The organism is Rhodococcus sp. AB351 (genome assembly GCF_049538275.1).
In the GTDB taxonomy this organism is placed as follows: Bacteria; Actinomycetota; Actinomycetes; order Mycobacteriales; family Mycobacteriaceae; genus Rhodococcus.
Genome location: NZ_JBMVFW010000009.1, coordinates 37973 through 61610 on the forward strand (window position 1 = coordinate 37973; position 23638 = coordinate 61610).

Genomic DNA, 23638 nt, shown 5'->3' on the forward strand with positions numbered 1-23638 from the left:
ACGGTTCTCGGCCTGCGACGGCCCGCCGAGGTGTTCCGATCCCGGTGAACGAAACCGTGTCGATCCGTCCGGAGGTGCCCGACCATCGACGCATGATCGACGCCATCATCCGTCTCGTCCGGACCCTGCCGGCCCGCATCCCCGCAGGACGGTCGGCCGATCCGTCCGTGTGGCCCGTCGTCGTACCGGCCGGAACACCCGAATGCACCACGGATGCCGTGGCGGACTATGCGATCCGGGTCTCGATATGACCGTGCTCGCCGGGGCGGGCTCGAGGGCAATGGCGTCGGGAGGCGGGTCTCACCGCAGTTCACGCACGAAGCGGCCGATTTCGGCGAGCGCGCGGCCGCTCTCCGGGACGATCCCCGCCGCGGCCTGGAAGACGTGCACCTGTTTCTCCCACACCTGGAGTTCGGTGGAGACGCCGGCGAGTTGCAGCCGCCGGGCCATCAGCTCGGCGTCGACGTAGGTCATCTCCTCGGATCCGGTCTGGATGAGTGCGGGAGGCATCTCGGACAGGTCGAGATCGACGGGGGAGGCGACCGGCTCGGCGCCTTCGTCACCGAGGCGCTCGGCGCGATCGACGAGGGTCGACAGGACGCCGACGGCGCGTCGTGGGAAGACGGCGCACCGGTGCGAATTGGGATGGTCGAGCTTGCCCCGCGGGTCGAGATCGGTGAGGGGTGACAGGGCGACGGTGCCGGCCGGACGGCCGATGCCGAGGCGTACGGCTTCGTGGGCGACGGCGAAGGTGAGGAAGCCACCCGCGGAGTCCCCGGCGATCACGACACGCTCGACCGGGTAGCCGTGTGCCACGAGCCAGCGCAATCCGTCGAGCCCGTCCTCGACCGCGCGCCGGATCGGATGGCGGGGCAGCATGCGGTAACCGACCGCCAGAACCGGCGCGCCGGTTGCGGCGGAGATGCGGGAGACCAGATGGCGGTGCGTGGTGAGCCCGCAGCACAGGAATGCGCCACCGTGCAGGTACAGGACGGCGGTGCTGTCGATATTGGCCCGGACGGCGGTGCCGTCCGTACCGACCTGTGCGGCCGGGGGTGCGGCACCCGGAGCCCACAGCAGTTCCGCCGGGCACGTCGGGAGATCGACCCGCCGGCGGTGTGTGCCGGGTACCGGCACGAGTGGGAACGCGAGGCGGTCGATCACCGACGCCGGCCAGGGGAGGGTCGGCGCGTACGACCACGCCTCGATGAACGGCCGCACGGTACGACGCACGGAGAAGGACAGGGCACGGGACTGAGTGCTCACCCCCGCGAACTCGCGCGTCGTGGCGCGGTGCGCGGGCAGAGGGAGCAACTCGGCGTGGGCGACGCTCACGACCGGCACCTCCTCGGTCTGCCCGGAGTCGTGGTCGGACCCGGTCGGGGTGGCTGCACGGACTTCGGATTTACGAGGATACGCCCGTTCATCCAGGTCGCGAGGGTTCGCGGAGCAATCGTTGTGGTCCTGGTCTCAGGGTGATGATTCCGGGTGAAGGTGGGTTCTCGGCGATGTACCTTCTGTCAGGTACCGGCAGTGCAAAAAGTTTTCCGGACCTTCTACACATTCCGTACTTTTCGGGCCACACTGACTGTATGTTTCGACTGCGGCGCGCGGCCCGGCGTCGCTCCTGGGGGACGAACGAAGGCGAGATGTTGCGTAAATTCGACGTTGCAAGCATGAGTGCCGACGAGATCACCGCGGAGAACCTGCCCCGGATGGTGGCGGACGCCGCGGCATGCGAGCCCGACCGGATCGCCGTGGCGCACGGCGTGGACACCACCACCTACGCCCGGCTGCACGACGAGGTCGTCAAGCTCGATGCGGCCATGGGGATCCTGCTCGGAAAGGCCTCGCTCGTGCCCATCGCGCTCGCGACCGTCTTCCCGGCGCTCGCCGACTCGGCGCGCGGCGACCTGCGCGACGTACTCGACGCACTCGTGATCGATCTCGTCGACTGTGTGGCCCCCGAACCTCTCTCCGCAGCCGGCTGACAACCGACCCGGCATCCACCATCATCGAATCGGTAGGTCGACGAACGAAGTGAACGGTACTGCACGGCGGTACCGACCGGGGTGGGAGGCCACGTGGAGGACGACACGCTCACCGTCGCCTGCAAATACGGCGAGGTCCGCGGATATCGCGACGGCGGGGTCTACGTCTGGAAGGGCATCCCGTACGCGGCCCCGACCGGTTCCCGGCGGTTCCGGTCGCCGTTACCACCGGAACCGTGGGACGGCGTCCTCGACGGCGCACGATTCGGACCGATCGCTCCGCAGAGTCGGCAGAGTCCGATCGGGATCGAACCCGAGATGACGTTGAGCGAGGACTGTCTCTCGCTCAACATCTGGGCGCCGCCGCCCGACGGCCGCCGCCGCCCCGTCATGGTCTGGATCCACGGGGGCGCCTACATCATCGGATACTCGGGTCAGAAGATCTACGACGGCCGAATCCTGTGCGAGAGCGGCGATGTCGTGGTCGTCACGATCAACTACCGGCTCGGTGCGCTCGGTTTCCTCGATCTGTCGTCCTTCTCCACATCCGAGGTCACCTTCGAATCCAATGTCGGTCTCCGGGACCAGATCGCCGCCCTCGAATGGGTGCGCGACTGCATCGCCGACTTCGGTGGCGATCCGGACTGCGTGACGCTCTTCGGTGAATCGTCGGGTGCGGGGTCGATCACCACGCTCATGACGGTTCCGAAGGCCGAGGGTCTCTTCCATCGCGCGATCGCCCAGTCGCCGCCCGCCACCTCGGTGTACGGCAGCGAACGTGCCGCGACGGTCGCGCAGCGCTTCCTCGAGATCCTCGACCTACCGCCGTCCCGAGCCGCCGAACTGCACACGATGTCGACCGACACACTGGTCGAGGCGTCGGAAGTGCTCGTCGCCGAGACCCCCACGAAGGTGCCGGGAACGCTCGCCATGACCCCGGTCGTCGATCGCGCCCTGGTGCCGAAGTATCCGGTCGCTGCCTTCCAGAAGGGGCTGTCGCACCGGATCCCGCTGATCATCGGCTCGAACAAGGACGAGCCGTCGATCTTCCGCTTCATGAAGTCGCCGTTGATGCCCGTGAACGATACGGCCGTGCAAGCGATGTTCAAGGCGCTGGCCGACGACCGGACGGATCTGCCTCCCGAGCGTCTCGCCGAGATCGTCGCGGCGTATCCCGACCTGCCCAAACCCGCCGGAGCGATGGCACTCTCGCGCGATGCCGGTTTCCGGATGCCGGTGCTGTGGGTCGCCGAAGCGCACAGCGCGCATTCGCCGACCTGGGTGTACCGCTTCGACCACGCCACCCCGATGCTCAAGGCTGCGCGGATCGGTGCCGGGCACGCAACCGAATTACCTTACGTATTCGGTAATTTCGGCACCCTCGGTCGGGATCCGACCTTCTGGCTCGGCGGCCGCAGGTCCGCCGGGGAGGTCTCTGGGCGTGTGCAGCGGCGCTGGCTCGCGTTCGCGCACCACGGCGTGCCGGCGGCGCTGGACGGCTCGAAGCACTGGCCGCAGTACGAGGTGGAGGAACGCTCGACCCTGCTCATCGACTCCACGGACAGGGTCGAGTCGGATCCGGACGGCGAGATGCGCCGGGTCTGGGGTACCGAGGTCATGGCCTTCACCTGAGCGCGCCCGCGCACCGGTGCGGCACGTGCTCCGATGGCACATGCCGTGCAGATGACACATACGGTGCGTTGATCGGGTTGAACACATGTGCAACGCTTGAAACGTGCGTTCAACCGCCATCGGTGACGACCTCACCACCCGTGCACGGATCCGCGACGCCGCGATCCGGTGCATCGCCGCGTACGGCGTCGGCGTGCCACTACGCACCATCGCCGCAGAGTGCGGCGTCAGCGCTTCGCTGATCGTGCATCACTTCGGATCCCGCGCCGGATTGAAGGAACACTGCGACCGGTACGTGCTCGACGGGATCCGGCAGGCGAAGAGTGCCGTCCTCGACCCGCAGGCCGGGCCGGCCGCGCTGAACGACCAGATGGAGCACATCGAGAACTACGCGACCACGGTCGCCTATCTCTTCCGCACCCTCCGGGCCGGCGGTGCACCCGCCGCCGACTTCCTCGACCGACTCGTCGCCGACACCGAGGCATATCTCGAAGAGGCGGTGGCTGCCGGAACCGTGCGGCCCAGCCGGTTCCCCTCCGAACGAGCACGCGCCCTCATCTCGTTCAGCGTCGGCGCCGTGCTCATGGACCTTCCCGGTCCCGACGAGTACCTCGATCTCGAGACGTTTCCTGCCAGGCTGCGTTCCTACACCGAACGCCTCATGCTGCCGATGCTCGAGCTCTACACCGAGCCGTTGCTGACGGACTCGACCCTTCTCGACGCCTATCTGGCAGTGCGCGAGGCACCCCCCGACTCCTGACGGAGGAAAGATGGACACCCAGATCATCGAAATCCGCGACGTCGTCAAGACATTCGGAACCACGAGAGCCCTCGACGGGTTCTCGATGACCGTCGAACGCGGTACCGTCGCCGGATTCCTCGGACCGAACGGCGCCGGCAAATCCACGGCGATCCGGGTGCTGCTCGGAATGCTGCGTGCCGATTCCGGCACCGCCCGTGTCCTCGGACTCGACCCGTGGACCGACGCCGTCGCGATCCACCGCCGGCTCGCGTACGTGCCCGGCGACACGAACCTGTGGCCCACCCTCACCGGGGGCGAGATCATCGACGTCCTCACCCGCATCCGCGGGGGAGAGGTCCGCACGCGCCGACGCGCCGAACTCCTCGAGCGGTTCGAACTCGACCCGACGAAGAAGGCCCGCACCTATTCGAAGGGCAACCGGCAGAAGGTCGCACTCGTCGCCGCACTCGCATCGGACGCCGAGCTCTACCTGCTCGACGAACCCACCTCGGGTCTCGACCCGCTCATGGAGGCGGTGTTCACGGACGAGGTGCGAGGGCTCCGTGACCTCGGCGCGACCGTGCTGCTGTCCAGCCACATCCTCGCCGAGGTCGAGAAGCTCTGCGACACGGTGACGATCATCCGTGCAGGACGCGATGTCGAGACCGGCACCCTCGCGCAACTGCGGCACCTGACGCGCTCGTCCGTGCGGGCCACCACGAGCGCCCCTGCCGAGCGTCTGGCCGGTCTCTCCGGGGTCCACGACCTCTACGCCGACGACGGCCGGCTCGCGTTCGACGTCGACAACACCGCCCTCGCCCCGGTCCTGCAGGAACTCGCCGGACTCGGCGTCGAGAACCTCACCATCACGCCCCCGTCGCTCGAAGAGCTGTTCATGCGGCACTACGGCGACACCTTCGACACCGGTGACGGGAACGGCGCCGGTGCGGTGGAGGAGGTGTCCTCACGATGACCACGACGACACCGACAGCTGTACCGACCCCGAGCGGTACCTCCGCGACGTCCGCGGCACCGTTCACCGGGCTCGGCACCCTGCTGCGGCTCTACCTGCGGCTGGACCGCGTGCGCATCACCGTCTGGACCCTCGCGCTCGCCTTCACGGTGTGGTCGACCGTCCTCAGCTTGGCCGCGGTCTATCCCGACGAGGCCTCCCGTCAGGCCCGTGCTGCCCTGCTGGAGAATCCGGCTGCCGTACTCATGACGGGCCCGGCCTACGGGATCGACAACTACACGCTCGGGGCGATGACCGCGAACGAACTGAGCCTGACCGTCTTCGTCGCGACCGCGATCATGAGCATCCTGCTCGTCGTGCGGCACACCCGGGCGCAGGAGGAATCCGGCCGGCTCGAACTTCTGCGGGCGCTGCCCGTCGGGGCCTATGCTCCGCCGGCGGCCGCCCTGATGCTGGTCTCGGTCGCGAACCTCATCGTGGGCACCGGTATCACCGTCGCGCTCATCGCCGGCGGGCTCGATGTCGTCGGCTCGGTCGCCTTCGGTGTGGCCTCCGCCGTCACCGGGGTGCTCTTCGGTGCGGTCGCGGCAGTGACCGCCCAGTTCGGCGAACACTCCCGCTCGGCCACGGGTACCGCGCTCGCAGTGCTCGCTGCGGCCTTCTTCGTCCGCGGCGCCGGCGACATCATCGAGTCGACCGGCTCGTGGCTGTCGTGGCTCTCGCCGATCGCCTGGGCCCAGCAGACCCGGCTCTACGTCGACGAGCGGTGGTGGCCGCTGTTGTTGTCCGTCGCCACGACGGTCGTGCTGCTCACCGTCGCCGTTGCACTGTCGCGGCGCCGCGACCTCGGAGCCGGACTGCGGGCACCGAAACCCGGACCCGCCGAGGCAAATTCCGCGTTGCTCGGTCCGGTCGGTCTGATCCGCCGCCTGCTGCGCGGAGCCTTCGTGGGCTGGCTGACGGGACTGGTCCTGTTCGGCGTCGCGATGGGCGCTCTCGCCAGCTCCGTCGAGGACCTCATCGACGAGATGCCGCAGGTGCTGGACATGGTCGGCGTGGACCCCGACGCCCTCACCGCCTCATTCTCCGGGATGATGCTGATGTTCCTCGCTCTCGGCGCCACCGCCTTCGGTGTGTCCGGCGTGATGCGGATGCGCAGCGAGGAGGACGGTGGACGTTCCGGTCTCGTGATCGTCACCGGAACGGCGCGCAGCGCATGGCTGTTCGCGGCACTCGGCGTGATCGTCGTCCAGTTGGTCGTGGCGCTGCTCGTCTCCGGTGCTGCGACCGGACTGGGGGTCGCGCTCGCGGTGGGCGACTGGGGGTGGATGCCGCGGATGATCGCGGCGTCCCTGGCCTACGCGCCGGCTGCGATCCTCGTGGTCGCCGTGGCGTTCGCGCTGCTGGGCTGCGTGCCGCGTGCCACCGGGCTCGTGTGGGTGCTCGTGGTGTGGATGGTGTTCGTCGCGTGGCTCGGCGAGATGCTGAACCTCCCCGACGAACTCGTCGCACTGTCGCCGTTCTCGCATGTCCCGCTGGTGCCCGCAGAGGGGGTGACGGTGATGCCGCTGATCGTCCCGGCGGTTGCGGCGGTGCTGCTCGTCGCAGCGGCGATCGTCGGTTTCCGCCGCCGCGACGTGCAGGTGTGACGGATCAATTGCGGTATTCGGGATGTTCGGAGACGAACTTCTCGACGTACGAGCAGGACGTACCGATCTTCAGTCCCTGCTTCCTGGTCTCGTCGAGGGCGTGCTTCACCACGATCCCGGCGAGGCCCTTGCCGCGGAACTGCGGGTCGGTGACGGTGTGGTCGAAGTCCCGCAGGTCGCCGTGCTGCGTGTAGTCGGCGTAGGCCGCGAGGTCGTCGCCGAGATAGAGCGCGAAACGGGCCTTGTCGGCGTCGTGCTCGATCCGGGGTTCGGTGCCGTCGATGTTCTGCGTCATGATCTCACCGTACTCGGGGCGTGACCGGGAGGAGTGTCGACGACGATCGCGTCGTCGTCGGTCAACGCCACGTGCTCGACGCCGTGCTCGCGCAGGTAGCGCAGGGTCCGCTGGATCCCGTCGTCGGCCAGCAGCGAGTCGCCGGCGTGGGGCACGATCGCGTGATCGACCCAGCCGAGTCCGTCCCACACCACCGGGACACCGCAGGTCGCGGCGACCTCGTCGGGGTCGTCGGAGAACTCGATGCCGCGCAGCGACGGTGTCGCGACACAGGCCCCGGCGCTGTATCCCCCGTACACGAGACGGTTGTCGCGCACCAGATCGGTGAGCACGGCGTCGCCTCCACTGCGGGCCAATTGCGCTCGCAGGACGAAAGTGTTGCCGCCGCGCACCCACACGGACGTGAAGTCCGACAGGCGCCGCCGCAGCGAGTCGGGATCGTCGAGGTGATCGCGCAGATCCACCTCCTCCGGCTCGAATCCGAGCGACCGCAGCGGGCCCATCTCGCTCGTGACCGCCGCCGCGCGGGCGGAGGCGGGCCACGCGTCGGCGGCGTTCGCGATCACCGCGATCCGGCCCGGCGCCACCAGACGGACGAAGGCGTCCGGGTCGGCGCCGAACCGGTAGGAGGACAGGAACAGCCGCACGACGTCAGATCGTGAACGCGAGGTTGTCGACGATGCGGCGTCCGACCTCGGTGTCGCCGCCGAGGGAGATCTCCTCGATCCGGTCCTCGGCGCGCACGCGTCCACCGGCGAGCCGAACGAACAACCCGGAGTCCATCGCGATCGTGGTCGTGACCGGTTCGGACAGGGCCGGCACCTCGGTGGCCCGTCCGTGCACCTCGATGTGGATGGTGCGCGCGAGGGGACCGGTGAGTTCGAGCGTGATGCGCGCTCCCTCGGGGGCCTTGCCGCGCTTGCCGACGATGAACGGAACCGCACCGAAGACCTCCGCGGATCCGAGTTCGGCACGCGGGCCGCCCTCGCTGCCCGTCCTGCCGAGCGCGTCGCAGATGTCGAGTTCGTGGAGCCAGCAGTCGAACACGCGGATCCGCATGAAGCGCCCGTAGGGCGCCGGCCCGACGGGAGTGTTCGACTGCTTCCCGAAGTCCTCCTGGGTCATCGCGCCGAGTTGCTCGGTGCGCAGGGCGACGATCTCCCGGTAGCGCTCGAGCACGTCCGCGCCGGGGACGGGACGCAGCGACTCCACCCACAGCTCGTTGAAGGCCGCGATGTCGTTGCGCACGTGGTCGAACGAGCGCACGTCGCGTTCGACGCGCGGAGTCTCGATGCCCGCGAGCATCGACTCGGTGCCGATGAGATGCGCAGTGATGTCCTTGATGGTCCATCCCGGCAGGCAGGTGGCGGTGGTCCACTCGTCCTCGGTCAGTCCCGAGAGCAGGTCGTCGAGCACGGCGAACTGCTCGAGCAGCAGCGGCCGGATCGTGTCGATCGGGAACTCGGCAGCGGAGGTGTCGGGGGTGGTGTCGGGCTGCGATGTCACTGGTGCTCCTCGGCGGTGAGACGTTCGAGACCGGCGCGGATGAGTGCCGCAGTGGTCTCGGGGTCGTGGGGTCGACGGCGGACCAGACCGATACCCATCCGCACACGATCGCCCTCCCAGCGGGGCAGGACGTGCAGATGGGTGTGGAAGACGGTCTGGAACGCTGCCCGTCCGTCGTTCAGGACGAGATTGGTTCCGTCGGTGGCGAGTTCGGAACGGGCCATCGCCCGGGCGATCCGCTGTCCGGCGCGGAAGACGGCCGCGCCCGACGCCGGATCGAGGTCCTCGAGGCGTGCGGCGTGCACGCGCGGGATCACGAGGGTGTGCCCGCGCGCGATCGGCCGGATGTCGAGGAAGGCCACGACCTCGTCGTCCTCGTACACCCGTGTCGCCGGACCGCTGCCGTCGGCTATGGCGCAGAACACACAGGAACTCACCGGGTCACCTTAACGCGGTGTGTCGGTCCCGATCCTCAGCGCGTCGACGAGGGCGGGAAGACCCACGGCGGCCGTGGTGCGCCAGGCGTGGTCGACCTGATCGCTCAGATCGGTCTCGCGCGGATCGATCTGCACCACCGGCACACCGTGACTGCGTGCGAGCGACGGCAGGCCGGCCGCCGGGTAGACGACACCCGAGGTGCCGACGACCAGCAGCAGGTCGGCCTCGCGCAGGGACTCGGTCGCGGTCTCCCACGGCTCCTGCGGCAACATCTCGCCGAACCACACGACGCCCGGCCGGCCGTCGCCTCCACACGCCGGGCACGACGGCGGATCGAGACGGGCGACGGGATCCTCCGGCGGATCGGGGAGGTCGACGGCACGCTCGCACCGACTGCACCGCGGGGCGAACAGGCTCCCGTGCAGATGGGTGACCTCGTGGCTTCCGGCCCGCTCGTGGAGGTCGTCGACGTTCTGCGTCACGATCTGCACGTGCGCCGCCCGTGCCCAGTCGGCAAGGGCCCGGTGTCCGGCATTGGGTTGTACGCGCCGGACGAGCGCGACCCGCCACTGGTACCAGGCCCAGACCGTCGCGGGATCGTCCGCCCACGCCTCCGGTGTGGCGAGGGCGGTGGCGTCGAAGTTCTCCCACAGCCCGGTCTGCGCGTCGCGGAAGGTGGGGACACCGCTCTCGGCGGACATCCCGGCACCGGTGAGGACGGCGACGCGGCGGGCCGAGCGGGCGAGGTCGAGGACGGGTTCCGGCACGTTCATGAGGCCAGGTTAGGTGCTCGGGTCAGGAGGGATCCGGGATCGAGTGCTCCCTGCCGCATCGCGGGCACGGCTCCTCCTCGGAGGTGAGCATCGCCCCGCAGTCGGGGCAGAGGAGATGGAGCCAGCAGACCGGGTCGCCGCCGAGGTCGGCCGTGCCGGGGTCGTCGTCGACCGTGAAGTCGACGGGCGTGTCGTTCGCGGGGTCCTTCCGGGATTCGTGTGTCATGGACGCCCCTCTACGCGGGCTGCCGGACGAGCGCAAAGGTCGGGTCCGGCGACCGGGTATCTGAATCGATTCCGAGGTGTTCTGAATCGGTACACACCGCCGTTCGGTACACACGGAACGAATCTGTTTGCACACCGCCTTCTTTCGCATCGGAGGCCGTTCACCGGGCCGTTTCCGTGCCCGATTCCGATCGTCCTACACAGTCTTGCTCACCGGAGGAAAATGGCATTTGTGAGGTGAGCTGCCTCACAAACTTGCGCCATCTTGCTGTTCGGACTCGATTCAGATGATCTGACCAGGTTGCGAGGTCACGGGAGGGCACGGTAGGTCTGCTTAAGCCTTTCAGTGCATGACAGGCCGTCACATGGCCTTCGATAACGCATCTTTCGCCGCCGATCGCGGCACGACGCGCACTTTCATCGACGCAGGAGTCAAGAATTGAGTACCGAAGGATCGAACACGGGGAGCGGAGCGCACCGCCGTCCGACCGTCGGCGTGGTTCGTGAGACGAACGACGGGGAACGGCGGGTAGCGCTCGTACCGAAGATCGTGCCCTCCTTGATCGGCAAGGGTCTCGACGTCGTCGTCGAGTCCGGTGCCGGCCAGGGCGCGCTGATTCCGGATGCGGCTTACAAGGAAGCCGGCGCGACCGTCGGCGACGCCTGGTCCGCCGACATCGTCGTCAAGGTCGCTCCGCCGAGCGACGCCGAGATCGCCCACCTGAAGTCCGGTCAGCGCCTGATCGGCTTCCTCGCCCCGCGCAACGCCGACAACCAGATCGGCGCCCTGGCGCAGGCCGGAGTCGAGGCGTACGCCGTCGAGGCCATTCCGCGTATCTCCCGCGCACAGGTCATGGATGCCCTGTCGTCGCAGGCGAACGTCGCCGGTTACAAGGCCGTACTGGTCGCGGCGAGCGAATCCACCCGCTTCTTCCCGATGCTCACCACCGCCGCCGGCACCGTGAAGCCGGCGACCGTGCTGGTGCTCGGTGTGGGCGTCGCGGGTCTGCAGGCGCTGGCCACGGCGAAGCGTCTCGGTGGCCGCACCACCGGGTACGACGTACGTCCCGAGGTCGCCGACCAGGTCCGGTCGGTCGGTGCCCAGTGGCTCGACCTCGGCATCGACGCCGCCGGTGAGGGCGGCTACGCACGCGAGCTCACCGAGGCCGAGCGGGCCCAGCAGCAGCAGGCGCTCGAAGACGCCATCAAGGGCTTCGATGTCGTGATCACCACCGCGCTCGTGCCGGGCCGCCCGGCGCCGCGCCTGGTGACCGCCGCCGCGGTCGAGGGGATGAAGCCGGGTTCGGTGATCGTCGACCTCGCCGGCGAGACCGGTGGCAACTGCGAACTCACCGAGCCGGGGCAGACCGTCGTCAAGCACGACGTGACCATCTGCTCGCCGCTCAACCTGCCCGCGACGATGCCGGAGCATGCCTCCGAGCTCTACTCGAAGAACGTGTACGCGCTGATCGAGCTGTTGCTCGACGAGTCCGGTGCCCTGGCCCCGGACTTCTCGGACGAGATCCTCGAGGCCGCCTGCGTGACGCGTTCGAAGGAGAACTCCTAGATGTACAACGAACTACTCGCGAACATCGCGATTCTGGTCCTGGCCGGATTCGTCGGTTTCGCCGTCATCTCCAAGGTGCCGAACACGCTGCACACGCCGCTGATGTCGGGCACCAACGCGATCCACGGCATCGTCGTGCTCGGCGCTCTCGTCGTGCTCGGTCATCTGCCCGGTGATGCCCACTGGGGCATCAAGATCATCCTGTTCGTCGCTCTGGTCTTCGGCACCCTGAACGTCGTCGGTGGCTTCGTCGTCACCGACCGCATGCTCGGGATGTTCAAGCAGCGCAAGGACTCCCCGGCTGCACAGAAGAAGGGGGCTGACGCCTGATGGGCTACCTCGTCTCGGTCCTGTACATCATCGCCTTCGCGATGTTCATCTACGGTCTGTCGGGTCTGACCGGCCCGAAGACCGCAGTCCGCGGCAACTACATCGCCGCCGTCGGTATGTTCATCGCGGTCGTCGCGGTGCTCATCGACATTCGTGACACGGAGAACTGGGGTCTGATCATCGGCGGTCTGGCCGTCGGCATCATCCTCGGCGTCCCGCCGGCACTGAAGACCAAGATGACGGCCATGCCGCAGCTGGTCGCACTGTTCAACGGCGTCGGTGGTGGCACCGTCGCACTCATCGCGTGGGCCGAATATCTCGAGTCCACCAGCTTCACCACGCTCGACGACGACCCGACCGTGGTCATGATCGTCGGTTCGCTGTTCGCCGCAATCATCGGTTCGATCTCGTTCTGGGGTTCGCTCGTCGCCTTCGCGAAGCTGCAGGAACTGCTGAACAAGAATCTCGAGCGCAAGCTCGTCGCGTCGGCGAAGCTGTTCCAGCTCGCCAACATCGTGCTCGTCCTCGCGTCGATCGCCATCGCCGTCTACATCGGCATCAGCGCCGACGGTGATCCGCTGGCCTCGTGGTGGATCCTGGCGCTGCTCGTCGCCGCCGGCCTGATGGGTCTGTTCGTCGTGCTGCCGATCGGCGGCGCCGACATGCCCGTCGTCATCTCGCTGCTCAACGCCCTGACGGGTCTGTCGGCAGCAGCTGCCGGTCTCGCACTGAACAACCAGGCCATGATCGTCGCGGGCATGATCGTCGGTGCTTCGGGCACCATCTTGACCAACCTCATGGCCAAGGCCATGAACCGGTCGATCCCCGCGATCGTCTTCGGTGCCTTCGGTGGTGGCGAGGCGGCGGCCGGTGTGGCCTCGGCGTCGGGTGGCACGGTCAAGGCCACCTCGGCCTCGGATGCCGCCATCCAGATGGCGTACGCCAACCAGGTCATCGTCGTGCCCGGCTACGGTCTGGCCGTCGCCCAGGCGCAGCACGCCGTCAAGGAGATGGCGGCGCTGCTCGAGGACCGTGGTGTCGAGGTCAAGTACGCGATCCATCCGGTCGCCGGTCGTATGCCCGGCCACATGAACGTCCTGCTCGCCGAGGCCGACGTCGAATACGACGCGATGAAGGAGATGGACGACATCAACGGCGAGTTCGGCCGCACCGATGTCACCATCGTCATCGGCGCGAACGATGTCACCAACCCGGCTGCCCGCCTGGACTCGACGAGCCCGATCTACGGCATGCCGATCCTCAACGTCGACCAGTCGAAGTCGGTCATCGTGCTCAAGCGCTCGATGAGCTCCGGTTACGCCGGTATCGACAACCCGCTGTTCACCGCCGACAACACCTCGATGCTGTTCGGTGACGCGAAGAAGATGGTCTCGGAGGTCACCGAGGAACTCAAGGCCCTGTAGGCCTTCCGGACCTGTCGCTGCTCCGTCACGACGCCCACGCGGATCACCGCGTGGGCGCCGTCGGCGTCGGGGCGGCCGCGCTCACCTACTTGTCGGCGAGGAGCATGGGCACGGGATCGCCCAGGAACGCACCGATCGTCGCGAGTGCCCGTCCCGCCTGCTCCCCGTCGACGAGCCGGTGATCGAACGACAGCGACAGCGTGACCACCTTCCGGATCGCGAGAGCACCGTCCACGACCCACGGGCGGTCGGAGATCGCTCCGACGGCGAGGATCGCCGACTCGCCGGGATTGAGGATCGGTGTTCCCCCGTCCACCCCGAACACCCCGACGTTCGTCACCGAGACCGTCGAACCCGTCAGCTCGGACGGCGTGGAGCAGCCCGTCCGCGCACGGTCGGCGACCTCGGCGATCGACCGGGCCAAGCGCGGCAACGACAGGCGCTGGGCCTCCCGGACCACGGGGACCTTCAAGCCGTCGGAGGTCGCGGTGGCGATCCCGAGATGCACGTCGTGATGGAGCACGATCTCGCCCGTGTCGTCGTCCCAGTGCGCATTGAGCGACGGCTCGTCGGCGATCGCGTGCAACAGCGCCCGGGAGACGACGCTCAGCGCCGTCGGACGGGCACCCTCGAAGGCCGGCGACGCGCGCAGGGTCGACACCAGATCGACGGTGGCGGTCGCGTCGCACGTGAGGAAGACACTCGCGTGCGGGGCGGTGAAGGCGCTGCGGGAGACTGCCTCGGCGGTCCGCTTGCGCACCCCTCCGACGGGTATCCGCGTGGTCCGTTCGGGGGAGGGCGCAGGGGCGGGTGAGTGTGGTCGTTCGGCGGTAGGTTCGTCGCCGTGTCCGGCGGTGGGTTCGTCGCCGTGTCCGGCGGTGCGCCGCACGTCGTCGCGGGTGATCACACCGCCGCGGCCGGTGCCCGTCACCGTCTCCAGATCGACCTCGAGGAGGGCGGCGAGTTTGCGTGCGCCGGGCTTCGCGTCGGGTCGTGCGGGAGGGGGATCGCCGTCACGGGCACGACCGGCGTCCGCCGAGGCACGGCGGGTCGCGCGTCTGCTCTGCGGGGCGTCGCCGGGTCCGTAGCCGACGAGCACCGACGGTCGGGACGGGCCGCCGCTGTCACCGGTCGGCTCGGCGGGTCCGTCCTCGGTGGCGATCCGCAGCAGGGGCGCCCCGACCGGCACCGTCTGTCCCGGCTCGACCAGCAGTTCCTCGACCGTGCCGCCATAGGGCGACGGCAGTTCCACCGTGGCCTTGGCGGTTTCGACCTCCCCGATGACCTGGTTGAGTTCGACACGATCGCCGACCGCGACGGCCCAGTGCACCCAGTCCGCTTCGGTGAGTCCCTCACCGAGATCGGGGAGACGGAATTCCTGTACTGCGCGTGTGGGATTCGTCATCGGTGCGCCTCACGCCGCGAGTGCGCGGTCGACCGCGTCGAGGATGCGATCCGGGTCGGGACGGTGGTGGGATTCGAGTTTGGCGGGGGGATAGGGGATGTCGAATCCGCCGACCCGCAGGACCGGTGCCTCGAGTTGGTAGAAGCACCGCTCGGTTGTGCGGGCGGCGATCTCCGCGCCGATACCGCAGAAGACCGGCGCCTCCTGCACGACGACGAGCCGGCCGGTCCGTCGCACCGACGCCTCGATCGTGTCGAAGTCGATGGGGGACAGCGACCTCAGATCGACGACCTCGAGCGAATGTCCTTCCGTCTCGGCGATCTCGGCTGCGCGTAGCGCGGTGGCGACCAGCGCACCGAAGGTCACGATCGTTGCGTCCGAACCGGACCGGACGACCCGCGCGGACGTGAGCGGCAGGTCGGGTGCGGTCTCCGTGTCGATCTCACCGCGTTCCCAGTAGCGGTGCTTCGGTTCGAGGAAGATCACCGGGTCGTCGAGCGCGACGGCCTGCTGGATCATCCAGTACGCATCGGACGGGGTGCTCGGGCTCACGACACGCAGACCCGCGGTGTGGGTGAAGTACACCTCCGGTGATTCCGAATGATGTTCGACCGCACCGATGCCGCCGCCGTAGGGAATCCGGACGGTCAGCGGGGCCACCACGGCACCGGCCGTGCGGTAGTGGATCTTCGCGACCTGCGAGACGATCTGGTCGAAGGCCGGATAGACGAAGCCGTCGAACTGGATCTCGCACACGGGCCGGTAGCCGCGCAGCGCCATCCCGAAGGCCGTTCCCACGATCCCGGATTCGGCGAGGGGAGTGTCGATCACGCGACCCTCACCGAAATCCTTCTGCAGGGTGTCGGTGATGCGGAAGACGCCACCGAGGGTGCCGACGTCCTCACCCATGATGACGACCTTGGGGTCGCGTTCGAGTGCGCGGCGGAGTCCGGCGTTGAGGGCACTGCCGAGGGTCATCGTCGTGGTGGTCATCGTCGCGCCTCCTCCGTGGGGCCGAAACTCGCCAGATACTCGGCGTAGTCCGCACGTTCCTGTTCGACGAGCGGATGCTCGGTGGCGTAGACGTGGTCGAACAGGGCGTCGGGTTCGGGGTCGGGCATCCCGAGCGTGCCGCGTCGTAGCCGCATCGCGGCATCGTCGGCGGCCGACCGGACCTCGTCGAAGAAGTCCTCGTCCGCGTGCCCCTCGCGTTCGAGCAGTCGTCGCAGCCGATCGATGGGGTCGCGTGCCTTCCACTCCTCGATATCGGCGGGTGTGCGGTAGCGGGTGGGGTCGTCGGAGGTCGTGTGCGGGCCCATGCGGTAGGTGAGTGCCTCGATGAAGAACGGTCCGGCACCCTCGCGGGCATGCCGGACGGCGCGCCGGGTCACCGCCAGGACTGCGAGGACGTCGTTGCCGTCGACCTGCACGGCCGGCATCCCGAATCCGGCGGCGCGCCGGGCCAGAGGGACCGGGCTCTGCACATGGGTGGGCACGCTGATCGCCCAGTGGTTGTTCTGGCAGATGAACACCACGCCTACACCCCAGCTGACGGAGAAGACCATGGCCTCCGAGAGGTCGCCCTGGCTCGTGGCGCCGTCGCCGAAGTACACGACGGTGGCGATCTCGGCACCGTCGAGCTTCGCGCCCATCGCGTAACCGGTGGCGTGCAGGCCCTGGGCGCCGACGACGATCGCCGGGTTGGTGGTGGCGACCGTCTGCGGATCCCATCCGGACAGGCCGCACCCACGCCACAGGCGGGTCATGTCGGCGGGGTCGACGCCGCGGCACAATGCGACGGCGTGCTCGCGGTAGCTGGTGAAGACGTAGTCGTCGGGCGCGAGTGCCCGGGCGGAGCCGACCTGCGCGGCCTCCTGGCCCTGGAGCGGCGCCCAGAGGCCGAGCTCGCCCTGCCGTTGAAGGGCCGTGGCCTCCGCGTCGACGCGTCGCGCGACGACCATGTCGCGGTAGAGCCCGCGCAGTTCGTCGGGGCCGACGTCGGCGACGAGTGGGCCGTACTCGGTGTCGAGGACGCGTCGCCCGTCGGGCTGGATCAACTGGACCGGATAGGCGGTCGGTACAACCATCTGATCACCTCGTCGGTGCGGATCCGGCGTGCCCTCGTGAGGCCCGACCGGATGATGTGTGCCGTACATCACATCATCCGGGCAAATCGCGCGTGCGCAATCGATCCGCCCCCGACCGTGCAGAAAGCACGGTTTCAGGGTGCGTTCAGCTGGCAGACTGCGAAGAATGACCAGTCTGGATGCCACCGATGCGCGTCTGCTGCTCGAACTCACGCGCACACCACGGGCCACGGGAGTGGAACTCGCGCAGCGTCTCGGGTTGTCCCGCAACACCGTCCAGGCGCGTCTCGCCCGATGGGAGGCCGAGGGCGTGCTCGCCTCGTTCGACCGGCGGGTGGATCCCGTCAGCCTGGGTTATCCGCTCGCCGCCTACGTGGCCACCCGGGTCGATCAGCACCGTCTCGACGAGGTCGTCGACGAACTCGCACAGATCCCCGAGGTCACCGAGGTCTACGGGCTGACCGGGCAGATCGACCTGTCGGTGAAGGTGGTCGCCCGTGACGCCGACGACCTCTATCGGCTCGCGGGCCGGATCCTGAAGATTCGCGGCGTCGAGCGCACGGACATGTCGCTGGTCATGCAGGACCTCGTCCCGCAGCGGACGGCTCCGCTGCTGGCCCGGGCGGCCGGGCGCAGCGGAGACGACGCGACGTAGGGCGTCAGCGGCCCGCGTTCGGCGTGGCCAGTTGGGCGGCGGCCTTGCGGATCTGATCGGGGATCGGGACGGGGCGGCGCGTCTGCGGATCGACGTAGACGTGGACGAACCGGCCGGTCGCCGCCGGGATCAGGGTGTCGTCGGCCTCCCGGAAGATTGCGAGCGAATAGGTGATCGACTGTGTGCCCAGACGTTCGACCGCCAGTCCGACCTGCAGGCGGTCGGGGAAGGACAATTCGGCGAGATAGCGGCAGGAGGTCTCGGCCACGACCCCGATCGCGTCGAGTTCGCGGATGTCGACACCGGTGGTGGAGATGAGCCACCCGTTGACCGCCGAGTCGAAGTACGAGTAGTACGTGACGTTGTTGACGTGGCCGTAATGGTCGTTGTCGGCCCAACGCGTCTGCATGGGCCACAACACCGGGAACTGCTCCGGCTCAGGCGGGGCGGCTGGGCTCGTCGGTTGGCGGTTGCTCACGTCTCGACGATAGTGCTCTCCGCACGTCAAATCAGACCAACCCCCACGCCAATCCCGAACCGAGACGCAAAACCCTCGAATCGGACGTGCACAGGGCGTGTCCGCTTGCCGGGGTCGTCCCGGCACGCACGGCGTGTCGCCCCAAAGCCGGAACGGCGTGTGCCGTTCGTGTCAGGATCGGATCATGTCCGATACTCCCGTTCTCCTCTCCACCGTCGAACTCGCCGAGATGATCGAGCAGGGCCGGTCGCCGGTGATACTCGACGTCCGCTGGGCGCTCGGTGACAGACACGGGCGGGACCGATTCCTCGAAGGACACATCAGCGGCGCGGTCTACGTCGACCTGGACGAGGATCTCGCCGATCCGCCCGCGCCCGAGCTCGGCCGTCATCCGCTGCCCGACATCGACCGTTTCCAGGCCATCGCACGCCGGTGGGGGATCGACGACGGTGCTCTCGTCGTCGCATACGACGACAGCGGCGATCTGGCCGCAGCCCGCGCGTGGTGGCTGTTGCGCTGGGCCGGTCACTCCGAGGTGCGGCTGCTCGACGGCGGACTGCAGGCGTGGATCGCCGGTGGGCACCCTCTCGCCGCAGGACCGGGCGGCGAGAAGAAGCCCGGCAACGTGACGTTGAGCCCCGGCCACATGCCCACGATCGGTCCCGACGAGGCCGCGACCTACGCGTCCCACGGAGTTCTGCTCGATGCGCGCGCCCACGCGCGGTACCGCGGCGACGAGGAGCCGGTGGACCGCCGGGCGGGCCACATCCCCGGGGCGGTCAGCGCGCCGACCACCGAGAACCTCCGTCAGGACGGGTCGTTCCTGCCCGCGGATCAGATCGCGTACCGCTTCTCGAAGCTGGGCGTGAAGCGCACCGACGTCGCCGTGTACTGCGGATCGGGAATCAACGCCGCACACGAGATCGCTGCGCTCGAGATCGCGGGCATCGCCGCCGCGCTGTACCCGGGCTCGTGGTCGCAGTGGTCGGCGGACCCGAAGCGGGAGATCGCCACCGGCAGCTGAGCGGCGATCCGCCGGCCGATGCGCAGTTCTCGTCGACGATGCGCGAGATCGCCGACGAGAACTGCACGCCGGAGCCGGCCGTGAATGGGACACCCCGGAGTATCCCGGAGAAACGCCCGGTAAATTAACGCAATGAAACATTTCGCCCGAGGCCGTACGGCGATCACGGTAGGTGCCGCAGTCCTGGCGACTCTGCTCGCCGCACCGACCGGATCGGCCGCGCCGGTGCCGGCCGATCCGGTACCGTCCCGCTGCGTATCCGCCGCTCCCCAGGCTGAGATCGCTGCGCTGACCGATCCCGCGGGAATCGACACCTTCGACGACGCCCGCACCCGGATCGCCGAGCTGCGCGACCTCCTCACCCGCAGCGACGACTACCGCGGCACGTTCGTGCTGGCCTTCGACGAGATCCTCGAACTCACCGGCCCGACGCTCGACTCCGGGATCTACGACGATCCGGAATGGGCGTCCGCGCTCGCCGTCGAAGTGGTGCGTCTCTACCTGGCGAATCTGCACGAGTACGTGGCCGGCGGGTCGCCGGCGCCGCACTGGGCGGACGCGCTCGCGCTCACCGAACAGTGCGACCGCAGCCCCGGTCGCGTGTTGCTCGGCGCGATCGTCGCCCACCTGGTGGTCGACTTCCCGGAAGCGCTCGTGACCATCGGATCGACGCCCGAGCACACCCGCGACTTCTACACCTTCGGTGAAGCGCTCGTCGATGCTGCGCCCGTGATCGCCGAGGAGTTCGAGGCGGTCTACAGCGTCGACCTCGGACCGTTCTTCACCGGCTGGTTCGTCGGCGACCTGGTGGGGGACACCGAGACCACCACGTTCATGTTCCAGTCGGCACGAACGGCCGCGTGGGTCAACAACTTCGGTCTGCAGAACCCCGCCACGCACGACATCACCCGCCTCGAGATGAACGTCGCGGTCGACGCCGCCACCGTGGTGCTCGACGGTCTCGAGCAGGGCGGAATCGTCTGACGGCGGAGTCGTCCTCGGTTCCTGCCGTTCAGGAACGGGAGTACTCCGACGCGCGGCGCACCTGCTCGCGCGTCGGGGTCACCCCCGTGTAGAGCTCGAACTGCAGGGCCGCCTGCAGCGCGATGACCTCGTCGCCCGTGATCACCGGGATGTCGTGCTCGCGGGCGAAGCGGACGAGCGGGGTGTCCGGCGGGACGGCCACGACGTCGAAGACGGTCGACGCTGCGGCGACGAAGTCGTGGGGGAGCGGCAGGTCGCCCGATTCGGCGCCGCCCGTCATCCCGATCGGAGTGGCGTTGACGATCAGCCCGGGCGCGACGTCGCTCGTGTCGGCGCGCCATTCGTAGCCGTACTTGCGCGCGAGCGGCCGTCCGGTGTCCTCGTTGCGCGCGACGATCGTTCCGTCGGTGAATCCGTTGTGGCGCAGCGCCGCTGTCACTGCCTTCGCCATGCCGCCGCTGCCCACCACCGTGACGGGCAGGGTGGAGTCGACGCCGTGCTCGACGAGCAGATCGCTCACCGCCTGGTAGTCGGTGTTGTAGGCGTGCAGGACGCCGTCGTCGTTGACGATCGTGTTCACGGACTCGATGGCCCGCGCCGAATCGTGCAGTACGTCGACGAGGGGCAGTACGGCTTCCTTGAACGGCATCGACACCCCGGCGCCGCGGATGCCCAGGCCGCGTATCCCCGCCACGGCGTCCTCGATGTTCGCGGGCGCGAACGCCTTGTAGACGAAGTCGAGGCCGAGTTCCTCGTAGAGATAGTTGTGGAACCGGGTGCCGATGTTGCTGGGACGGCCGGACATCGAGATGCACAGCCGGGTGTCCTTGGAGATGCGCTCGAGCATTTCCTCACCGTAGACCCGACGCATGCGGAAACATCGATGTTCTCGGACGAGCATGCTGTTCTCACTGGAAAGAATGATATACTGTCCGATGCATGGGAGACGATCTGGGTGCAGGTGGACTGAGATTCGAACGGGAAGGCGCGATCGGCTGGTGCATCATCGACCGGCCCGCAGCACGCAACGCGTTCACCCCGGCGATGTACTACGGGCTCAAACGTGCGGTGCGACTGGTCAATTCCGATCCCGACCTCGCCGCCCTCGTCATCACCGGTGTCGACGACGTCTTCGCGCCCGGCGGTGACCTCGGCGGTCGCGCCGAACCCGGCGACGATCTGCCCGAGGGCCTCTCGGGAGTGGACGTCGTCCCGTTCCTGACCATCCGCGACAGTCGCGCCCCCGTCATCTCCGCCGTCAACGGCATCTGCCAGGCGGGGGGACTGCTGGTCGCGATGATGTCCGACATCGCCGTCGCCAGCGAGCGCGCGACCTTCCGTGTCCCCGAACTCCTCCGGGGCATCCCCGACGCGACCTTCGCCGCCGCGCTGCCCGCGCACGTCGGTCTCGCCGTCGCCCGCGACCTGCTGTTGTCGGCGCGGGTCTTCGACGCCCACGAGGCGCAGCGTCTGGGTGTCATCTCCCGCGTCGTCCCGCACGAGCAACTGCGCGAGGCCGCACTCGAGGCCGCGCGGCAGGTCCTGCGCACCGCACCCATCGCGCGCGCCCAGGTCAAGCGCATGCTCAACGAGCGCTACGGACAGTTCGACTACCAGACGATGTTCGGTGCCCTCGAGACCTCACCCGAACCCCGCGAAGGGATGCGGGCGTTCATGGAGAAACGCGAACCCGACTGGATCCCGCGCAACCTTCCCGCCTGAGCGGTGGCACGGGCACGGCTCCGCCGCGACGGTGTCACGGGCACGGCTCCGCCGCGACGGTGTCACGGGCACGACTCCGCCGCGCTCACCAGGGCGCGGTGGTCGTCGACCGTGATCGGCAACGCGTAACGCACCGCGACGGTCAGGTACCGGCCGGCGAACCAGCAGCGGTAACCGGCGGCCGGTGGCAGCCACTGGGCCGGCGTGCCGTCGCGCTTGTCGAGGTTGGCCTGCCCGTCGACAGCGACGAGGTTGTAGGTGATGTCGTTCGCGAACCGGAGTCGACGTTCGGCGGGCCATGCTGCGGCACCGAGATCCCAGGCCGCAGCGAGCGGATAGATGTGATCGATGTGCACGGCGATCGCCTCGGCACGCCGGAACTCCACGCGCGCCCCGGTGTACGGATCGTTCAGGACCCCACTCGTCACGACACAGTCGTCGCTACCGGCCCGGAAGGTGGGGGAGGTGAGGTCGCGCGCGAGGACGTTGTTGCGGGTGTCGCAGCCGTCGTGCCCACCGGCACCGGGGTGATCGTCGGACCAGGCCGGGCCGAACACGCATCGCTCGCCCGGGCCGCAGCCCCGCTGATAGCCGGGCACCCGTCGGCGCTGCTCGACCACCGTCACCTGCTCGAGCAGAGCATGCACCTCGGCTCGGGTGGGGCTGCCCGGCACCGTCCCGGACTCCGGCGCGGTGCGGTCCCACAGCCAGGACACCGCCACCGCGATCACCACTGCCGCCACCCACCACGTCGCGTTCCCCCCACGCACGCGGCGATCCTGGCATGCCCTGCCGACAGGATCTTCAGGGCACGGTGACGACGATCTTCCCGCCGGCGTGCCCGGACTCGACGAGTTCCAGCGCGGCCCCGGCCTCGGCGAGCGGGAAGGTCCGCTCGATGCGCGGCGTGAGGGCACCACGCTCGACGAACGCCGCGACCCGCTCGAACACCTCCCGGGTCCGTCGCCGCGTGATTCCCGAACCGCCCAGCGTCGCCGCGCGGGCCGGATCGGCGACACTCACGACCCGTTCCGGCGCCCGCGTCAGCGCGACCGCCCGCTCGAGTACGTCGCCGCCGACGAGGTCGACGACCGCGGTCACCGCCCCGCACCGCTCCGCGGTGGCCGCGACCCGCGCGTCGAACCCGTCGCCGGACTCGATCCACAGACCGCCGCACGACTCGACGAGATCCCGTTTCCCCGCACTCGCCACGCCGAGCACGGCGGCACCGGCGTTGTGCGCGAGCTGCGTCACCGCCGACCCGACGCCCCCACCGGCACCCAGGACGAGGACGGTGTCCGCATCGACGATCTCGAGGTGCTCGACGATGTCGAAGGCCGTTCCGGCCGCGACCGGGAGGGTTGCCGCCACCTCGAACGGCACCGACTCGGGCACGAGCGCGGCAGCCCGCGCGTCGACGAGGGTGTACTCGGCGTAGCCGCCGTAGCCCTCCGCGGTGGCCCCGAAGACGGCATCGCCCGGCCGGAAGCCGGTGTCCGGACCGGCGGCCTCCACCACACCCGCGACCTCCCGTCCGAGCACCGCCGGGAAGTGCACCGTGACGCTGCCTGTGCGCCGTCCGGACCGCACCTTCCAGTCGGCGGGATTCACGCCCGCGGCCCGGACCGCCACGAGGAGCTGCCCCGGACCGGGCGAGGGGACGGGGGTGTCGAACAGCTGCTGTGTCTCCGGACCGCCGTACTCCGCGAAGCCGTATGCGCGTGCCATGGGACCCAGC

27 protein-coding genes are annotated in these 23638 nt (G+C 68.9%); 13 read left to right on the forward strand and 14 right to left on the reverse strand.

The window, feature by feature from the left end:
• The first annotated feature begins 44 nt into the window (after positions 1-44).
• Complete coding sequence (locus tag ACPCXD_RS17585; protein ID WP_202400096.1) at positions 45-251, forward strand: hypothetical protein; 207 nt, start codon at positions 45-47, stop codon at positions 249-251.
• 49 nt (positions 252-300) lie between these two features.
• Here the strand turns inward: ACPCXD_RS17585 and ACPCXD_RS17590 are convergent, their stop codons facing one another.
• Positions 301-1335 (reverse strand): alpha/beta hydrolase, encoded by a 1035-nt coding sequence (locus tag ACPCXD_RS17590; RefSeq protein ID WP_301848482.1) that lies wholly within the window; start codon positions 1333-1335, stop codon positions 301-303.
• Between the two features lie 341 nt (positions 1336-1676).
• Between ACPCXD_RS17590 and ACPCXD_RS17595 the strand changes: the two genes are divergently transcribed.
• The 5 genes from ACPCXD_RS17595 (at position 1677) to ACPCXD_RS17615 (ending at position 6987) form a co-directional block, all read left to right on the forward strand.
• Positions 1677-1991 carry a non-ribosomal peptide synthetase gene (locus tag ACPCXD_RS17595; RefSeq protein WP_225623759.1) on the forward strand — a complete coding sequence of 105 codons (315 nt, stop codon included), beginning with the start codon at positions 1677-1679 and terminating at the stop codon, positions 1989-1991.
• Positions 1992-2084: 93 nt separating this feature from the next.
• Complete coding sequence (locus ACPCXD_RS17600; protein ID WP_301848484.1) at positions 2085-3623, forward strand: carboxylesterase/lipase family protein; 1539 nt, start codon at positions 2085-2087, stop codon at positions 3621-3623.
• A gap of 103 nt (positions 3624-3726) precedes the next feature.
• Positions 3727-4383 carry a TetR/AcrR family transcriptional regulator gene (locus ACPCXD_RS17605; RefSeq protein WP_423660541.1) on the forward strand — a complete coding sequence of 219 codons (657 nt, stop codon included), beginning with the start codon at positions 3727-3729 and terminating at the stop codon, positions 4381-4383.
• Between the two features lie 10 nt (positions 4384-4393).
• Positions 4394-5338, forward strand: a complete 945-nt coding sequence (locus ACPCXD_RS17610; RefSeq protein ID WP_160876181.1) for an ABC transporter ATP-binding protein — start codon at positions 4394-4396, stop codon at positions 5336-5338.
• Positions 5335-6987 (forward strand): ABC transporter permease, encoded by a 1653-nt coding sequence (locus ACPCXD_RS17615; RefSeq protein ID WP_059383666.1) that lies wholly within the window; start codon positions 5335-5337, stop codon positions 6985-6987. The genes ACPCXD_RS17610 and ACPCXD_RS17615 overlap by 4 nt, the downstream gene beginning before the upstream one ends.
• Positions 6988-6991: 4 nt before the next feature.
• On the opposite strand, the gene ACPCXD_RS17620 is transcribed toward ACPCXD_RS17615, so the two are convergent.
• Genes ACPCXD_RS17620 through ACPCXD_RS17645 form a run of 6 tightly spaced genes read right to left on the reverse strand, consistent with a single transcriptional unit; the run spans position 6992 to position 10225 of the window.
• Positions 6992-7282: a GNAT family N-acetyltransferase gene (locus ACPCXD_RS17620; protein ID WP_059383667.1), complete on the reverse strand. Its 291-nt coding sequence runs from the start codon at positions 7280-7282 to the stop codon at positions 6992-6994.
• A complete protein-coding gene (locus tag ACPCXD_RS17625) occupies positions 7279-7929 on the reverse strand; it encodes a Type 1 glutamine amidotransferase-like domain-containing protein (RefSeq protein ID WP_423660544.1) in 651 nt (216 codons plus the stop codon). The genes ACPCXD_RS17620 and ACPCXD_RS17625 overlap by 4 nt, the downstream gene beginning before the upstream one ends.
• 4 nt (positions 7930-7933) lie before the next feature.
• Positions 7934-8788: a maleylpyruvate isomerase family mycothiol-dependent enzyme gene (locus tag ACPCXD_RS17630; RefSeq protein WP_423660546.1), complete on the reverse strand. Its 855-nt coding sequence runs from the start codon at positions 8786-8788 to the stop codon at positions 7934-7936.
• Complete coding sequence (locus tag ACPCXD_RS17635; protein ID WP_230825156.1) at positions 8785-9225, reverse strand: HIT family protein; 441 nt, start codon at positions 9223-9225, stop codon at positions 8785-8787. The genes ACPCXD_RS17630 and ACPCXD_RS17635 overlap by 4 nt, the downstream gene beginning before the upstream one ends.
• A gap of 9 nt (positions 9226-9234) precedes the next feature.
• Entirely contained in the window at positions 9235-9999 is a 765-nt protein-coding gene (locus tag ACPCXD_RS17640; RefSeq protein WP_277371366.1) for an SIR2 family NAD-dependent protein deacylase, read from the reverse strand.
• A 22-nt stretch (positions 10000-10021) separates the two neighbouring features.
• On the reverse strand, positions 10022-10225 hold the full coding sequence (locus ACPCXD_RS17645; RefSeq protein WP_277371367.1) for a hypothetical protein: 204 nt from the start codon (positions 10223-10225) through the stop codon (positions 10022-10024).
• Between the two features lie 438 nt (positions 10226-10663).
• On the opposite strand from ACPCXD_RS17645, the gene ACPCXD_RS17650 reads away from it, so the two are divergent.
• Genes ACPCXD_RS17650 through ACPCXD_RS17660 form a run of 3 tightly spaced genes read left to right on the forward strand, consistent with a single transcriptional unit; the run spans position 10664 to position 13545 of the window.
• Entirely contained in the window at positions 10664-11791 is a 1128-nt protein-coding gene (locus ACPCXD_RS17650; protein ID WP_120282079.1) for a Re/Si-specific NAD(P)(+) transhydrogenase subunit alpha, read from the forward strand.
• Entirely contained in the window at positions 11792-12121 is a 330-nt protein-coding gene (locus tag ACPCXD_RS17655; RefSeq protein ID WP_006552916.1) for an NAD(P) transhydrogenase subunit alpha part 2, read from the forward strand. It begins immediately after the preceding gene.
• Complete coding sequence (locus ACPCXD_RS17660; protein ID WP_271047120.1) at positions 12121-13545, forward strand: NAD(P)(+) transhydrogenase (Re/Si-specific) subunit beta; 1425 nt, start codon at positions 12121-12123, stop codon at positions 13543-13545. The genes ACPCXD_RS17655 and ACPCXD_RS17660 overlap by 1 nt, the downstream gene beginning before the upstream one ends.
• 85 nt (positions 13546-13630) lie before the next feature.
• Here ACPCXD_RS17660 and ACPCXD_RS17665 read toward each other — a convergent pair whose 3' ends face one another.
• From ACPCXD_RS17665 to pdhA, 3 genes are read right to left on the reverse strand one after another with little or no spacing between them, the layout of a single operon-like run.
• A complete protein-coding gene (locus ACPCXD_RS17665) occupies positions 13631-14950 on the reverse strand; it encodes a dihydrolipoamide acetyltransferase family protein (protein WP_423660550.1) in 1320 nt (439 codons plus the stop codon).
• A gap of 9 nt (positions 14951-14959) precedes the next feature.
• Entirely contained in the window at positions 14960-15943 is a 984-nt protein-coding gene (locus ACPCXD_RS17670) for an alpha-ketoacid dehydrogenase subunit beta (RefSeq protein WP_258260455.1), read from the reverse strand.
• Positions 15940-17037, reverse strand: a complete 1098-nt coding sequence (gene pdhA / locus ACPCXD_RS17675) for a pyruvate dehydrogenase (acetyl-transferring) E1 component subunit alpha (protein ID WP_088899337.1) — start codon at positions 17035-17037, stop codon at positions 15940-15942. Before pdhA ends, ACPCXD_RS17670 begins: the two co-directional genes overlap by 4 nt.
• Before the next feature lie 166 nt (positions 17038-17203).
• Between pdhA and ACPCXD_RS17680 the strand changes: the two genes are divergently transcribed.
• Positions 17204-17692, forward strand: coding sequence for an Lrp/AsnC family transcriptional regulator (locus tag ACPCXD_RS17680; RefSeq protein ID WP_016693767.1), 489 nt, complete (start codon positions 17204-17206; stop codon positions 17690-17692).
• Positions 17693-17696: 4 nt separating this feature from the next.
• Here ACPCXD_RS17680 and ACPCXD_RS17685 read toward each other — a convergent pair whose 3' ends face one another.
• Positions 17697-18170 (reverse strand): acyl-CoA thioesterase, encoded by a 474-nt coding sequence (locus ACPCXD_RS17685; protein ID WP_024103679.1) that lies wholly within the window; start codon positions 18168-18170, stop codon positions 17697-17699.
• A gap of 184 nt (positions 18171-18354) precedes the next feature.
• On the opposite strand from ACPCXD_RS17685, the gene ACPCXD_RS17690 reads away from it, so the two are divergent.
• Positions 18355-19194 (forward strand): sulfurtransferase, encoded by an 840-nt coding sequence (locus tag ACPCXD_RS17690; protein ID WP_423660553.1) that lies wholly within the window; start codon positions 18355-18357, stop codon positions 19192-19194.
• 132 nt (positions 19195-19326) lie between these two features.
• The gene (locus ACPCXD_RS17695; protein ID WP_423660555.1) at positions 19327-20178 is read left to right on the forward strand and encodes a DUF5995 family protein; all 852 of its coding nucleotides are present in this window, start codon (positions 19327-19329) and stop codon (positions 20176-20178) included.
• A 28-nt stretch (positions 20179-20206) separates the two neighbouring features.
• On the opposite strand, the gene ACPCXD_RS17700 is transcribed toward ACPCXD_RS17695, so the two are convergent.
• Positions 20207-21025, reverse strand: a complete 819-nt coding sequence (locus tag ACPCXD_RS17700) for a shikimate 5-dehydrogenase (RefSeq protein WP_229567806.1) — start codon at positions 21023-21025, stop codon at positions 20207-20209.
• A gap of 92 nt (positions 21026-21117) precedes the next feature.
• On the opposite strand from ACPCXD_RS17700, the gene ACPCXD_RS17705 reads away from it, so the two are divergent.
• Complete coding sequence (locus tag ACPCXD_RS17705) at positions 21118-21900, forward strand: enoyl-CoA hydratase/isomerase family protein (protein WP_088899332.1); 783 nt, start codon at positions 21118-21120, stop codon at positions 21898-21900.
• A gap of 62 nt (positions 21901-21962) precedes the next feature.
• Here ACPCXD_RS17705 and ACPCXD_RS17710 read toward each other — a convergent pair whose 3' ends face one another.
• Entirely contained in the window at positions 21963-22634 is a 672-nt protein-coding gene (locus tag ACPCXD_RS17710) for an HNH endonuclease family protein (protein WP_160877210.1), read from the reverse strand.
• Positions 22635-22704: 70 nt separating this feature from the next.
• A complete protein-coding gene (locus ACPCXD_RS17715) occupies positions 22705-23628 on the reverse strand; it encodes an alcohol dehydrogenase catalytic domain-containing protein (RefSeq protein ID WP_160877182.1) in 924 nt (307 codons plus the stop codon).
• Between the last annotated feature and the right edge of the window lie 10 nt (positions 23629-23638).